Raw genomic sequence first — 14645 nt, forward strand, 5'->3', positions numbered from 1 at the left:
AATCCCACGTAGTTTAAATTGCCTAAAATGATAGTAAATTGTCTGCCAAGCAGGATATTTGCTATCTATATTCCGCCATTGAACACCAGTTTCATTTAACCATAATATGGCATTTACTATGGTTCGCAAGGAATGTTTTCTTGATCTTTTGTTGTCAATTATTTTTTCTACAAATTGCCATTGAGAGTCAGTCATTTCTGTGAAATTCGTTTTCATTAAAACTTGTTTGAGGTGAGATTCAACAAGTTTAACGACTGGCTCTCATTGTTAGTTTAATACAATCCAAAACATACTCTTAGTTTACCATATTATAGTTTTGGTATCAAAAGTGTAGTTTTGGGTGACAGGCAGTTTGCGCTTATGGCTACTCCTGAAAAAGCCGTTTGTGACAAAATTGTTGCTACTCCCGGGGTGATATTGAGAAGTAAAATTTCGGCTGCCGGGTATCTTTTGGAAGATCTCAGAATGGATGAAAGCCAGTTGAAACAGCTTGATATCAGCATGATGGAGAGCTGGTTAGCGGATTGCCCAAAAAAAGACAGTTTAGCGACGATGATAAAAATGATAAAGGAACTATGATAAAAGATTGGCTTGATTCATACAAACCTGTAAATAGGGACTCTATTCCATAACACCGTCATTAAAGTGCCGTCGTACCGCTTCACAAGCATTATCCTGATAAGCCTCATTCTTTAAATCAGGAAAAATAGTACTTTGATCTACAACCGGCCCAACTAACACATTTTCTTCACTACCGTAAAATACGCCGCTTTTATACAACGGATTGGTTATTCCATCCACCAATCTTTTAGTGCCCGTTTCCAGTGAATGCGACAGACCCATCAGCGGAAAAATGAAGGGCATCAGCAAATTGTTGTAAAAAAACCTGAAAACCGGCGAAAATGTATCCGCCGTCCGGGTGTCTTGTGTGCTTCCCGGGCTCATACTGATCATTTTTATTCCGGGATGTTTTCTTGCCATGGCCGCCAACCACATTTCGCCTATATATTTTACCTGTCCGTAAATAATCATTCCGTCTGCTTTTTTGTCGTCAAAAAAAGAACCGTTCATGATTGTTTCAAATTCTTCCACAGAGGATGATTGCAATGGATGAAGTTTCATTTTCATTTTTGGTATTCCTCGTGACGCTTCGCTGCCAACAAATAGCGCTATCCTTTTTAATTTGTTGTTTTTGATCAGTTCTTCAAGTAAAACGGCATGACCCAGCACATTGGCTGCAAATATCTCCGTGACGCCATCCTTAGTCAAATTCATTGGATTTTTTCCGCCACCGCCGGCATTCATAATGAGTGCGTCTATTGGATTTTTCAAAGATTTTACCGCCAGGCGGACAGATTCCGGATCGGCGACATCCATCATGATAATTTCAAAAGTGCTTTTTCCTGTTTTTTGTTCGAGGTCGCTTTTTGCCTGTCGTGCTTTGTCTTCGTTACGACATGCGAGGTATACTTTTTCGGTTCCATTAAGCATGGCAAGTTGCTTTGCTGTTTCTTTCCCGATACCGGAATTAGCGCCGGTTATCATGATTGATTTATTCATAATTTAGTTTTTGATATATTTTGGCGGATGTAATTTCAGGACAAAATTAAGCAGAGTACATGATTTCGACTTGCCAGAAAATTTATTTTACCTGCTTGATCGTATGAATGTTTTTATTCGAAACTGAAAATTTTCAGGACGATTTGCATTGATAGGTATCGTATATTTGCTCAACCGATTACTATTTTATCAATGGATGCACTGAGCGAAATTCTGGAAATCATAAAACATAAAGGTGTTGTATATGAAAAAATAGATTTCTCGGCACCCTGGGGTATAGCGCTGCCGGATGATAATAATGCGCAGTTTTGGCGGCTGGTAAAGGGAAAGTGCATAGTCACAATTCCCGGTGAATCCATGATTGAAATGAAAGAAGGCGATACCGTTTTAGTACCCAACGGAGCTGCTCACTGGATAGCTGACAGCGCCGATAGTAAACGAATTCCTTCCTCCGAATTCCTGAAAGCGCGGGACAGTGGTAATCATTTATTTTCAGGTGCGGGTGAGAAAACCATTATGATTGGCGGTCATTTTGCGTTTGAAGACAAACCCGGACACCCATTTTTAAAGGATTTGCCAAAAGTGATTCATATTAATAATTTGGAGCCGGGCGTGAATAGCTGGCTCAGGATGACTTGCGACCTGATTTTTAATGAACTTGATCAGGAGCAGCCCGGAAGCAGGAAAATAATCAACAGTCTTGCTGATGCCATATTTATCCATATTATCCGTGCTTACCTGAAACAGTCGGGAGATGGCGGCGGCTTTCTTTCTGCGCTGAACGACGAAAGGATCAGCTCCGTATTAAAAATGATGCAATATGCTCCCGAGAAAAACTGGACGATAGAGCAGTTATCCAGACACGCAGGAATGTCCCGATCTTCCTTTTGCATAGCTTTTAAAAAACTGGTTGGAGAAACGCCTTTGGAGTATTTGACAAACTGGCGAATGATGAAGGCAAAAGAAATCTTGGCACAGGGTAATGAAAAAATCAGTGAAGTGGCCCTGAAAGTAGGTTATCAGTCAGAAGCAGCATTTAGCCGGATATTTAAATTGAAAGTCAATCAAACTCCGTCCTTTTTTAAACAGGAAAAAAAGTCTTTGCATTAGACAGTGCCACGATTTTCTTTGCCATCTGTTATGAGTATTCAGCTAAAATATTGTTCCGGGCGTTAATCTGAAAGCCGACTGCCAACTGCACTACAGCATAATTAGTGATTCGGTCTGATATTTATGATATTTACCAGACATATCAAAACAAGAAAACACCTTCCCGAATCATCAGAAAAGTGTTTTTGATTCAACCCGTACTTACATTGATTCCGTTACTGGTAAGCGTATCTTACGCAGATTGCTGGTTGTGTTCGGGCAAAAGCGTTCATACGGATTTACCGTTTAATAAAATTTAGAAATATTTCTATATCATTTTTGTAGAAATTTTACGGGTATATCGGTAATTGGTCCGTCACCTGAATAAATTGATTTTTAACTTATTTAGTTTGTGCGTTACGTTATGCCGCCTGACCAGGCCTGTTTGGGAGTTATACACGAGGTATAACTCGTTAAAATACCGGGATTGAAAAGTTTTGACTTGTAATATTTTTTTAATCTTAGATCAACTTTTACGTCACAAGTGGCTGTTAGTCGAAAAACACTACGTCAAAAAAAGCAATATCTCCAATGGAATTTATCATTTTACGGGAAATACGGGACAGATAAAACTGAATATTGCGGAAGGAAAAAGTGATCATATTAAAATCATCTTCCCGCGAAATCATTCGCCCCTCGAATCACTGAATACCATTATCGGAGCCGAAGAAATTGTCAGCTTGTTATTTGCTGTATTTTGATAAAGTACATGATAAGAATACTACGGCGCGCAGAACTCAACGTTTCTTAAATAATTAGAGAAAATTCTATGTTTATAGTGACTTTCTACAAAACCTGCGTAGAATATAGGACGGATTTGTAGATGAACTGTCGACTATAAACGTATCCAGATGTTACATACCAGCCTCCTCTAAAAAAAGAAACGTTATGAAAAAAGTTCTGCTTATTCTGATTATCCTCTCGTTTTATCTGCACACGGAGCAGGTAAATGCCCAAAAAAATTACACAGTCACACATTACACAGGTGACAATGGCCTGCCTCAAAACAGTATCAAGAGCATAGCTGCGGATTCCGAAGGTTATATCTGGATGGGTACCGAAGACGGCCTGGTACGGTACGATGGAAATCGGTTTTACACTTTCAACCGTTTTAATCTTGATATTACCAATACGCGTTCCATTTTTATTCAACCTGCGCTGAGAAACAAGAAGCCGGGTCGTGAGAAAGCTGCCTATGTGCATGGAAGAAACGCTGTGAGTTATGTTTATTTTCTAGGTGGTCAAGCTGTTAAAATTGAGAATGGAAAAGCTTCCCGTGATACAACTTATTACAATCAGGATTTAAATCGTTTTAAACCTTTAAGGAACGATACTTCCGATCTGTTTTTATCAACCGGCTTACCGAATTTTATTAATACAATGCACAAGCCTGGCCGATATCTGGTGCGGACGGGGAATGGAGATAATGATTTCTTTATCTGCGATAATAAGAAATTTACTTTTTATTCCGACTGGAAAAAACAGTACAGTTATGATTATCCGGTCAATAATCTTTGGAATTATTTTACGATTGGTGATAATCTTTACTATTTTAATGATGACAGCAAGGGCTTTAAAAGTTTTTCAGAAAATAGAATACTGAACCAGCCGCTTTCCGGAGATATCATCAAGCATCCGTTGTACAAAGGGCAAAAAATACAAATTAAGATTTACTGGAACAATGTGGCGGATCAGGTTTATCTTTATTTAGATAAATATTTATATAGGCTGGATGTAATAAAGGACGGAGGGTTTGGTGGTAAACGGCTAACTACCAAACTTTTGGTCGAAGATTTTGATCTGATTTCGCAAGGGATAGAAGAAGTTTATCAGGATGAGGCAACCGGAAAAATTTTCCTGGGAAGCGGTACAGAAGGCCTTTTTGTATTAAGTAAACATCAGTTTTTAACACTGAATATTAACGGAGATTTCAGGGAAAACGTCTTTTATGCACAACTGCCTTACGGAGAAAATGATATACTGACACCTAACGGAAAAATTGTAGGAAAGAATTTTATAACAGGTAAGGTAACCGAAAAGTCACTGTCTGTGCTATCCAATGCCAATGCTGCGGATAAACTTATTTTGGTGAAAGATAAAGACGGGACGCTGTGGACTAAGCGGGGAAATATATTGATTCATCTGGATGAGAAGAATAAAAAGGTCTTAAATACATGGAATTTTAAATATAACATTCAAACTATTTATCAGGATGGAAGGAATAAATTATGGTTGGGAGCTGACGCAGAAGGATTATTTACTATAAACCTTGATGATCCCAATGCAAGCCCCGTATTATTTCTGGGAAAGCCTTTTTTCAATACTACCGTCATAAAAAATCTCTCGGCTGACCGTTTGGTTGTAGGAACGCCATCCGGATTGTATACCGTTGATATTCATACGAAAAATCAGAAAATGGTGGAGGGAACAAAGGGGGTTCATATAAAGAGTATATATATTGATAAAAAAAAAGATATCTGGTTGACCGCACTTGAAAAGGGGCTCATGCTTTTAACGGAAAGCGGTAAGCTGGTAACATTTCCTCTGGATATAAACCGGTACCTTGCCAGTCCTCACTATATTATTCCTGATAATCTGGGTTATTTTTGGATCCCGACAAACAAAGGCCTTTTTCAGGTTTCCCAAAGGGACTTATTGGCATTTGCACAAGAGGCAATAAGCGATAAGGGGTTGAAAGTCAATCCTGATTATCCGGATACGGAGTTGTTTTACAGTTATCATTCCATGGACGAGGGGTTTAAGACCAATGAATTCAACGGTGGTTGTGAGCCCTGCGCAGTCAAACTTTCCAATCATTATTTTTCTTTACCGTCACTAAACGGATTGGTTTGGTTTCAACCTGAGAAAATCGGTAATGCCGAATCGACGGGACACATACTATTAGACAGGGCTGAGGTAAATAAATCAATATTACCTGTTTCGGGCGATACGATTCGCTTTCCGTTAAATCCTGAACAAATAAAGCTGCATTTTTCGACGGCTTATTTTGGGAATCAGTACAATCTCAAAATTTCATATGCCCTGGTCAGGGAAAATGCTGCGGTAAATCCGGGAGCCTGGATCCCTGTGGATGAAAAAGCTTTCAAAATAGAATTTTCCAATTTAAACTCTGGAAATTACACCTTGATCGTCAGAAAACTAAATGGCTTCGGAATAAATAATTACACGATCAAAAAGGTATATTTTATTGTACCGCTTTTATGGTATCAAACCTGGTGGGCCAATGTTTTGATGGTGATGCTGTTTATTGCAGCCATTTACATTTACTTTATATGGAAGCTTAGAAATGTACAAGTCGAAAATGCCAGATTGGAAGAAGTGGTAACCCGACGCACCACAAGGCTCAACGAGACTTTGAAGGATCTGGAAGAATCTAAAAATGAAATGTCGCAGCAAGTGCACATGCTTTCCCGGTTGTTGACTTCCATGACGCATGATATCCAGTCGCCGCTGAATTTTATAAGGCTTACATCCGGGAATATTCCCAAATTAATAGAAAAAGGCCAATTGAAAGATGTGGCAATGCTGGGTGAAATAATTTCCGATTCTTCCCGAAGTATGAGCAGCTTGCTGAGTGGGCTGCTGGATTATATCAAGGCCCATGTGTATGAAAACAGCCTGCATTTTGAAGAAATAAACCTGAAACTGCTGGTGGATGAAAAGCTGGAAATTTTCAAAAATATGATTACTGAAAACGGTTCGCAATTCAGGAACGAAATCAGTGATGATACCCAGGTTTATTGTGATTATCAAATGCTCGGGATCATGATCCACAACCTGATTGACAATGCCGCAAAGTTTACCCGGAAAGGAGAGATCAGAATTTATTTTAATATCAATAACGAAAATGGAAGAGAACTTGTGATTTCCAATACAACTGTGGGCGTGCCAAAGGAAATACAGGATATGATCAATGCACCGAAAAAGGAAAATGTAACGTTGTCAGCACTTCCCGGACAAACAAGAACAAGCCTGGGACTGCTGATTGTCAAGGAGATTGCGGCGCTTGTTGGTGTCGGTCTGAGAGTAACACAATCCAATGTCACCAGTTTTCATTTGATATTTAAATAATAGTACATTAGATTGTAAGAATATTTTTTGTTGTTTGATTTTCATACTATTGTATTATGAAAATGAAAGAGACAGCGAGCGTTTTTCACCAACGGCTATTACATGATAATTCTGATCCTGGCAAGTTTACGGTTTACAGGACCGAAGACCTTTGTGGCGTAACGCCATTACCTCATAGCCGACGTGATTTTTACAAGATTTCGCTGGTGACTAAGGGAGAAGGGATTCTTTCTTTTGCAGACAAAACTTTTCATCTTAAGGATGGCGTCCTGGTTTTTTTTAATCCGATGATTCCCTATTCCTGGAAGCCGTTATCGACAAACGACAGCGGCTATCATTGTTTGTTTACCGAGGATTTTATAAGCCATCAGCTCAAAGCGGAAAGTCTTTCGAGGTCGCCGCTCTTTCATGCTGAGGGAAACCATGTGTTGGTTGCGGATGAAAAAACCATCAAATTGTTGTCGGGTATTTACCAGCAGATGATCACGGAAATGAATTCCGGTTATGTACATAAATATGAGCTGCTGCGGAGTTACATCCAGATTATCATGCATGAAGCGCTTAAAATTGAGCCGCTGAAGGAGCAAAATTCGGGAAATTCGGCGGCGCGGATCAGCACGCTTTTTATGGATCTTCTGGAAAAACAATTTCCGGTTCTTTCTCCTCAGCATTCCCTCGATATTAAAAATGCCAATGAATTTGCAAACCGTTTGGCCATTCATACCAATCACCTGAACCGTGCGCTCAAAGAAACTACCGGAAATACTACGACCGAAATTATCTCAACAAGAATTATAAAAGAAGCCAAAGATCTGCTCCGGCACAGCAGCTGGGATATCGGAGAAATCGGATACTGTCTGGGTTTTGAGCATGCCTCCAATTTTAATATCTTTTTCAAGAAACAGACAGGGTTGTCTCCCAATCAATTCCGTAAACAATCTGTGCTAATATAGATTGCAGTTTTCTTCATGGTATAGACTGCGAATAATTTCCGGGCATGTTTTGATTTCATAAGTAAGTATTTGAATGGCATAAGTTCTGCGTTCCGGGAGCTGGTAAATTTGTATTGGCAAATAGGGGCTTATAATCCCGGGATTTAAAAAATGCAGAAATCATGAAAAACGAAAACAACCGGACAAACGAAAATAGCACAGATCAATCTGGCAGGACTGTTATAGTAACCGGTGCCAATATCGGTATAGGTTTTGAAACCGCGCGCGCATTATATGAGGCAGGTGCACACGTAATACTGGCTTGCAGAAATCAACAAAATGCGGAAGAAGCATTAGCAAAAATGCAGGAAAAACGCTGTAAAGGTTCTCTTGAAATAAATCTGCTTGATTTGTCGGGCCTGGAATCTGTAAAGGTTTTCGCTGAAAAATTCCTGCAAAATCATGATCGGCTGGATCTGTTAATCAACAATGCCGGTGTAGCAAATCCGCCGGATGCTAAAACGGCGGAAGGTTTTGAACTACAATTTAGCACGAATTTCCTTGGTCATTTTGCGTTGACTGCGTACTTGTATCCAGTACTTTCAACGACTGCCGGCTCACGGATTATTTCACTAAGCAGTATAGCATATCTGCATGGTCAGATTGATTTTGAGAATTTGAAGTCGGAAAAATCGTACGACGCTTCGAGGGAATATTGCCAGAGTAAATTAGCTGCAACGATTTTTGGAATTGAATTGCAGCGAAAATTAACGGCTGCGGGAAGTAATGTATTGTCTTTGATTGCGCAGCCGGGAGCCAACAATACCGGACTGGCAAGGCACATGAGCGAGGAAGCATATGATGCGGCCGTGGAACAAATGGGGCCGCTGATGGAGCCCTGGCAAGGTGCATTGTCGTCGTTATTTGCGGCAACTTCACCGGACGTTATCGCAGGTGGATTTTATCAGCCGGATCAGGACGGAGGATTGAGAGGGTTTCCGGTTCAGGCAGAAATTGATCAGGTTGCTTTAAATGAATCTGTTAACCGGAAATTGTGGTCGCTGGCGGAGCGATTTACCGGGCAACAATTTCCATTGGTTAATTGATAAAAGCGTGAAGTTGTGATCGTGAAATTTCTATAAGTGACGTAGGTTAGTTATCCCTGATGCGATTTGTACTTTTCTCGGCATTATTTCTTAACGTGTTCATGGAAATTTTCGGAAGTTCGGCTTTTTCCTGATTTAAAGCCTCTGATTCTATCCTTTTTTGTTCTGCATAAAAATCATAATTACCACCGTAAACGGTTATTCTCTGTTTGCCAGGCTCGAAAACTTTATGAAGAAGATTCAGCAAAGTTCTGTCATGGCTTACTACTAACAGCGTGTTTGTAGTGGACTTAATATAATCATAAAGAATATTTCTGTCTGCCGTATCTAAATGGTTGTTGGGTTCATCCAGTAAAACAATTTCAGGAGCATGGATCAGGATTCCGGCCAGAAATACTTTTGTCCGCTGTTAAGCGAATCCATTTTCTGATTCAAATCGAAAGATTCCAGATTGCAGTGCATTAACGCTTCTTTTGAACGTTCTTCAATGGCCCAATCGTTATCGGGCAATGCCAGATTTTTTTCTGTTACATTGCCATTTAGAATTTCCCGTAACGCAGTCAGTTTGTCTTCAATAGAAGAGCCTGAGCATAATTTCTTTCTTTTGAGAATGAATAATTATGGCAGCCTTGTAGCGGCGCCGTCTATTTTTCTGAAAGAAATTATATCTTACATTTAGGAATGCGTTTTGGTTGTTATGAATGCAAAGGTAATAAAAATCTCAAAAAAGCAGAAATTACGGCATTGGGAAGTGATCCGGGAAATTGATTTTTTTATTTTACTGCGCGCAAAATTGATATTATTTAATAGGTAGAAAGACAAGAAAATATGATCCGAAAAATTATTAGTATCATCGGTGGTTACGCGACTTTTGTTGTGACATCACTTGCACTTTTCAAACTTTCCGGACAAAAACCTCATGCCGATCCGACGTTGCTTTTTATGATATTTTCAGTGATTTATGGCGCGATTTTTTCATTCACCGCAGGTGTGGTTACTCAACTTATTTCCGGGACAAAAGATGTAAAACTAAATTATATTCTGGCTTTTATCATAGCCGGTTTTGCAGCGTTTTCAATGTTCAAATCTGATGGTAATCATTGGACGCAGATTCTTGCGATGCTGGTTTTTGCGCCTGCTTCGGTTTTGGGTGGTTTGTATTTTACTAAAAAGTATAAGCAGTAATGGTCGGAGGTTATGTCACCACTTCGTGGTTAAAATAATAGGGGCGGTCTGACCTTTCTACAATAATATCAGTCCTTCGGACTTGAAAAGTGGCATATTCGGACATGATAATCCTGAAAGGATGACATTAGTATAGAAATGATATTTGAAATAACTTAGATTAAACCCTGAAAGGGCGATATATTTTGGACATGATAATCCTGAAAGGATGACATTAGTATAGAAATGATGTTTGAAATAACTTCGGCCCAGCCCTGAAAGGGCGATATATTTCGGACATGATAATCCTGAAAGGATGATATTATCATAGAAATGATATTTGAAATAGCTTCGGCCCAGCCCTGAAAGGGCGATATGTTTCGGAGATGATAATCCTGAAAGGATGACATTATTATAGAAATGATGTTTGAAATAACTTAGATTAAACCCTGAAAGGGCGATATATTTGGTCCCAAAGATGCCAAGTTCACTTTATTAATTTCAGTGTTTCAAACAAAATTATTTTATCTTTTTAAAAGTGTAGCCCGGGCCATCTGCGAGGTTATAAATATATAGAAACATTGAACTAGTTGAAATTTGTAAATCCAGATTGCGTAAATACCAGTTATCAGGTCCGGGTTGGGCGTTGGTTTTGAGTTGCAGAGTATTATCGGTTTTTACAATCTCAAAATCAACGTTATCAATTTGTTTGCCGTCTTGCAGAAGTGTTATCTGATTGCCGGAAATAACCATTTGTACGTTCGGTATAGTCTTATTGGGGACTTGATACATTGCTGCGGTGAGCTTCCAGGTACCGTTAATCCATTTTTTTGCTTCTGAAACATTTGTGGTATATTCTCCCTGAGGAGTTACCTTATCATGGCAGCTGCTAATACCGGCCATCATTAATAGTAAATACAATAAAAGATTTTTCATGATTAGGTCTGTTTTTAGAGGAGACTACAACCGGCGCAAAATGGTTGGGATATAGATGTAAATAATATGATCTTTCTTTGGCGTGCAGCAAATTTATTTGATCCTAAAACAAAAATCATGGCCCATTTCTGAACCATGATTTTGTATTATGCCATTATTTCAAAATTACAACTGCTCCGAAATCTCTTCCAGGTCAATACCTTTTTCCAATACCGGTTTGAAAATATCACCTTCTGATTTTATTCTTTCAAGCGCGTTTACAATCGTAAAATCCTTCATTTGCAATCCTTTTTTTACCTCTGTCCAGTGCAGCGGCATAGACACCGTTGCACCGGGTTTTGGCCGTAAAGAATAAGGTGCTGCCAGCGTTGCGGCCGGATGGTTTTGCAGGTAATCGATATATAATTTTCCTTTCCTGTTTTTGGTCATTCTTTCGATGCTTGTAAAATCAGGTAACGTCTCATTGGCACTGGAAGCAACCCATTTGGCAAATAATTGGGATTGATCGTAATCATATTTTGCGCCAAGCGGAATGTAAATATGAATTCCCGTTGAGCCTGAAGTTTTACAGTAGGAGGCAACTTTGACATTATCCAGAATCTCTTTAATGACATTGGCCGTTTCGATTACCTGTTCAAAAGTATTGGTTTTATCAGGATCAAGATCCAGAATGCACCAATCAGGATTGTCTGGTTTCTGCACCGTGCTGCTCCAAGGATTTATTTCAATAGCGCCCATATTGACCATTAGCAGCAAACTGGCTTCATCGTTGCAGAGCATATAATTTTTCTCCTGATCGTCATCATTAGATCGGTAGGGGAATTGTTCAACCCAATCGGGCACTTTTCCGGTTACATCTTTTTGGTAAAAACTCGAACCCGTAATACCATTCGGAAAACGGTTAAGCGATTGTGGTCTGTTTTTCAGATATGGCAAAATGTAGGGTGCAACCTGATAGTAATAATTCAGCATATCGCGTTTCGAAATTTTTTCGTCCGGCCAGAATATTTTGTCAAGATTTGTGAATTTCAGTTCTCTGCCATTCACTTTTTTTGCCTGCGATTTCTCTGTTGGATTTAACAAAGTTTTTCTGTCTGATTTTTCAGGTGTCTTAATGATAGATACCATTTCTTTTTCATTTGCGAAGTTTTTAACCACTTCCTCCGTTGGTACTTCTATTTCTTTTACCACATCTTTTGGATCTTTATCTTCACGCATAGCTACAAATGAAGGATGGCGGAAAACGCCTTCCTCCGTGATTTCTGCAAAATTGATTTCACAAACCAGTTTTGGTTCAAGCCAGGTTGCCGACGCATCCGGCGGATTTGGCCTGAAGCGGGACGGTTTGTTGTAATCCGGAATTTGTTCAAAAGGACTCTTCTTTGTGGTCAGCGGCTTAAATAGTGTAAGGATTTCTTTCTGCTGTTTGTTATTAAATCCTGTCCCGACTTTACCAACATACCGCAATTTTCCATCCTGATAAGCACCCAAAAGTAAAGCGCTGAATAATTTGGAGGTTCCTTTATTGCGGGTATAACCGGCAATGACTACTTCCTGACGCTTTTGAACTTTTATTTTTAACCAGTTTTTTGAGCGGTCGCCTGGATAATATACACTGTCGGAACGTTTGGCAATAATGCCTTCCAGTCCCATTGTTTTGGCAACTTTAAAAAATTCAGCACCTCGGGCATCCATGCTGAATCCACTTTTTATGATGCCGTCTTCCGGAATCAATGTTTGCAGAATTGCCTTCCGTTCTTTGAGCGTCAGCTCCATCAGATTTCTCCCATTTAACCAAAGCACATCAAAAACATAATACAAAAGTTGCCCGTCCGCTTCGCTGCGCCAGTTTTGGAGTGAATTGAAATTGGAAATTCCCTTATCATCAACAACTACAATTTCACCGTCAATAACGGCCTCTATTCCCCAGTTTTTGACAGCATTAAATACCGGATAAAACTTGTCATTAAACGATTTATTATTTCTGGACCGAAGCTCAGTTTCAGATTTATTCAAAAAGGCCAATGCGCGGTATCCATCCCATTTTACTTCATATTCCCAGCCCGGGTCGTCAAAAGGTTTATCAACCAAAGTCGCTAACATGGGCGTAAGGAAGGCTGGGAATTTCTCTTTTTTAGTTCTTTTTAAAACTTTTTCAACGTCGATATCTGCTTCCGGAACCTCTGTACTATCAGGATCAATCTGTTTTTTTAGTTTTTTTTTGACAACCGTTTTTGACTCAGGTTTTTCCTCTTTTTCAGATTCTTTTTCTTCATCCGAACCATAAATGTTTTCACTCGTTGCGGTAATTTTGTCCAGGTCTTTTCCCGAAACTACCGACTTATTCATTTCCGTGATATTTTCGTCGCTGGCAAATTTGTCCAGGTGTTTGATAAGCAGCCAGGAATTGTCAGCCATGCCTTTGGTTTTTACCAGGGCAAATTCTCCTTTCAGTTTTTTGCCATGAAGGATAAATTTCAGTGAGCCGGATTGCAGCTCTTTCAATAATTTTTTTTCCTGATTATCTCGTCCCTTTACAGGTTCAATTGGTTCGTAAGTTCCTTCGTCCCAAACCATAACGGTTCCTGCTCCATAGTTGCCGTCCGGAATTATTCCTTCAAAATCTTTATAGTCGTAGGGGTGATCTTCCACCATCATCGCCAATCTTTTTACAGCCGGATCGGTAGATGGTCCTTTGGGTATGGCCCAGCTTTTTAATACGCCGTCCATTTCCAGACGAAAATCATAATGGAGACGAGAGGCTGCGTGTTTCTGGATTACATAACGCAAGGAAGCAGCTTTCGACTTGCCTCCCGTTGGCTCCGGCGTCTTGTTGAACAATCTCTTTTCTTTATACTTAACTAATGTCATGGTCGGTATATTTAAAGATTCGGATTTGATTCTGACCACATCGCAGAGCCGCTTGGGGAACATTGAATTTGCTGGCCCGGATGGGGTAACTTTTGCTTGAAAACTTTGTTTTTCGATTAAATGTATGTTGATGATTGAAACAAAAAATATGCCTGAGCTAAGAAGTGGAATGACTTTATCAATAAAATTGAAAGGACTAATCGAAAATTAAACCATTATGCAGCAGTTAAGTCTTTTTGATGCGAACGAAAGTCTGAGTTTTCCTGAGGATCTGCTGGAATATTTTCCGGGATTTTTAGCACCTCAGCAAGGTATTTCGCTTATGCATCAGCTCATTAAAGAAGTCCCGTGGCGACAGCAGATAATTCAGATGTTTGGAAAAGAAGTGATCACGCCACGATTGACGGCCTGGTTTGGAGATTCCAATAAATCCTATCAATTTTCAGGCACAAGATTTGACCCAGTACCCTGGACTTTGGCGTTATACAATTTGAAAGAAAAAATCCAGAAAGTAACGGGACTTCCCTTTAATAGTGTTTTATTGAATTTTTACCGGGATGGAAATGACTCGGTTGCCTGGCATAGCGACAATGAAAAGGAACTGGGTATTAATCCCCACATTGCTTCTGTGAGTATCGGACAAGCGCGTCAGTTTGAGTTTCGTCATAAAACGGATCACAGCCGAAAGTATGGACTAAGCCTTGAAAATGGTTCCTTATTGATCATGAAAGGTGATTTGCAGCACAATTGGGAACACCGGATTCCGAAGTCGAAAAAATTAAATAACGAAAGGATCAACCTTACTTTTCGTTCAATTATATAAAAACCAAAAAAT

At 39.5% G+C, this 14645-nt stretch carries 12 protein-coding genes; 7 read left to right on the plus strand and 5 right to left on the minus strand.

The features are described from left to right. Positions 1-216: transposase (locus FDK13_RS18910; protein WP_137341583.1), on the minus strand; the 216-nt coding region annotated here is incomplete at its 3' end. Positions 217-336: 120 nt separating this feature from the next. Between FDK13_RS18910 and FDK13_RS18915 the strand changes: the two genes are divergently transcribed. After that, on the plus strand, positions 337-579 hold the full coding sequence (locus FDK13_RS18915) for a hypothetical protein (protein ID WP_137341584.1): 243 nt from the start codon (positions 337-339) through the stop codon (positions 577-579). Between the two features lie 42 nt (positions 580-621). Here FDK13_RS18915 and FDK13_RS18920 read toward each other — a convergent pair whose 3' ends face one another. Continuing rightward, positions 622-1560, minus strand: coding sequence for an SDR family NAD(P)-dependent oxidoreductase (locus tag FDK13_RS18920; protein ID WP_137341585.1), 939 nt, complete (start codon positions 1558-1560; stop codon positions 622-624). A gap of 192 nt (positions 1561-1752) precedes the next feature. Here FDK13_RS18920 and FDK13_RS18925 point away from each other — a divergent pair, with 192 nt between their 5' ends. From FDK13_RS18925 to FDK13_RS18940, 4 genes are all read left to right on the plus strand, one after another. After that, on the plus strand, positions 1753-2670 hold the full coding sequence (locus FDK13_RS18925; RefSeq protein WP_137341586.1) for an AraC family transcriptional regulator: 918 nt from the start codon (positions 1753-1755) through the stop codon (positions 2668-2670). Between the two features lie 927 nt (positions 2671-3597). Next, positions 3598-6801, plus strand: coding sequence for a ligand-binding sensor domain-containing protein (locus FDK13_RS35485; RefSeq protein ID WP_170982845.1), 3204 nt, complete (start codon positions 3598-3600; stop codon positions 6799-6801). 56 nt (positions 6802-6857) lie between these two features. Continuing rightward, entirely contained in the window at positions 6858-7754 is an 897-nt protein-coding gene (locus FDK13_RS18935; protein WP_137341587.1) for a helix-turn-helix domain-containing protein, read from the plus strand. Between the two features lie 161 nt (positions 7755-7915). Beyond that, a complete protein-coding gene (locus tag FDK13_RS18940) occupies positions 7916-8839 on the plus strand; it encodes an oxidoreductase (RefSeq protein WP_137341588.1) in 924 nt (307 codons plus the stop codon). 375 nt (positions 8840-9214) lie between these two features. Here the strand turns inward: FDK13_RS18940 and FDK13_RS36425 are convergent, their stop codons facing one another. Beyond that, the gene (locus FDK13_RS36425) at positions 9215-9349 is read right to left on the minus strand and encodes a hypothetical protein (RefSeq protein ID WP_262711821.1); all 135 of its coding nucleotides are present in this window, start codon (positions 9347-9349) and stop codon (positions 9215-9217) included. A 318-nt stretch (positions 9350-9667) separates the two neighbouring features. Here FDK13_RS36425 and FDK13_RS18950 point away from each other — a divergent pair, with 318 nt between their 5' ends. Then, positions 9668-10024, plus strand: coding sequence for a hypothetical protein (locus FDK13_RS18950; RefSeq protein WP_137341590.1), 357 nt, complete (start codon positions 9668-9670; stop codon positions 10022-10024). A 498-nt stretch (positions 10025-10522) separates the two neighbouring features. Here the strand turns inward: FDK13_RS18950 and FDK13_RS18955 are convergent, their stop codons facing one another. Beyond that, on the minus strand, positions 10523-10939 hold the full coding sequence (locus FDK13_RS18955) for a hypothetical protein (protein ID WP_137341591.1): 417 nt from the start codon (positions 10937-10939) through the stop codon (positions 10523-10525). A 165-nt stretch (positions 10940-11104) separates the two neighbouring features. Next, complete coding sequence (gene ligD / locus FDK13_RS18960) at positions 11105-13810, minus strand: DNA ligase D (protein WP_137341592.1); 2706 nt, start codon at positions 13808-13810, stop codon at positions 11105-11107. Between the two features lie 217 nt (positions 13811-14027). Between ligD and FDK13_RS18965 the strand changes: the two genes are divergently transcribed. Then, positions 14028-14633, plus strand: coding sequence for an alpha-ketoglutarate-dependent dioxygenase AlkB family protein (locus FDK13_RS18965; protein WP_137341593.1), 606 nt, complete (start codon positions 14028-14030; stop codon positions 14631-14633). Positions 14634-14645 lie beyond the last annotated feature (12 nt).

This window comes from Dyadobacter frigoris, assembly GCF_005280585.1.
Lineage (GTDB): Bacteria > Bacteroidota > Bacteroidia > Cytophagales > Spirosomataceae > Dyadobacter > Dyadobacter frigoris.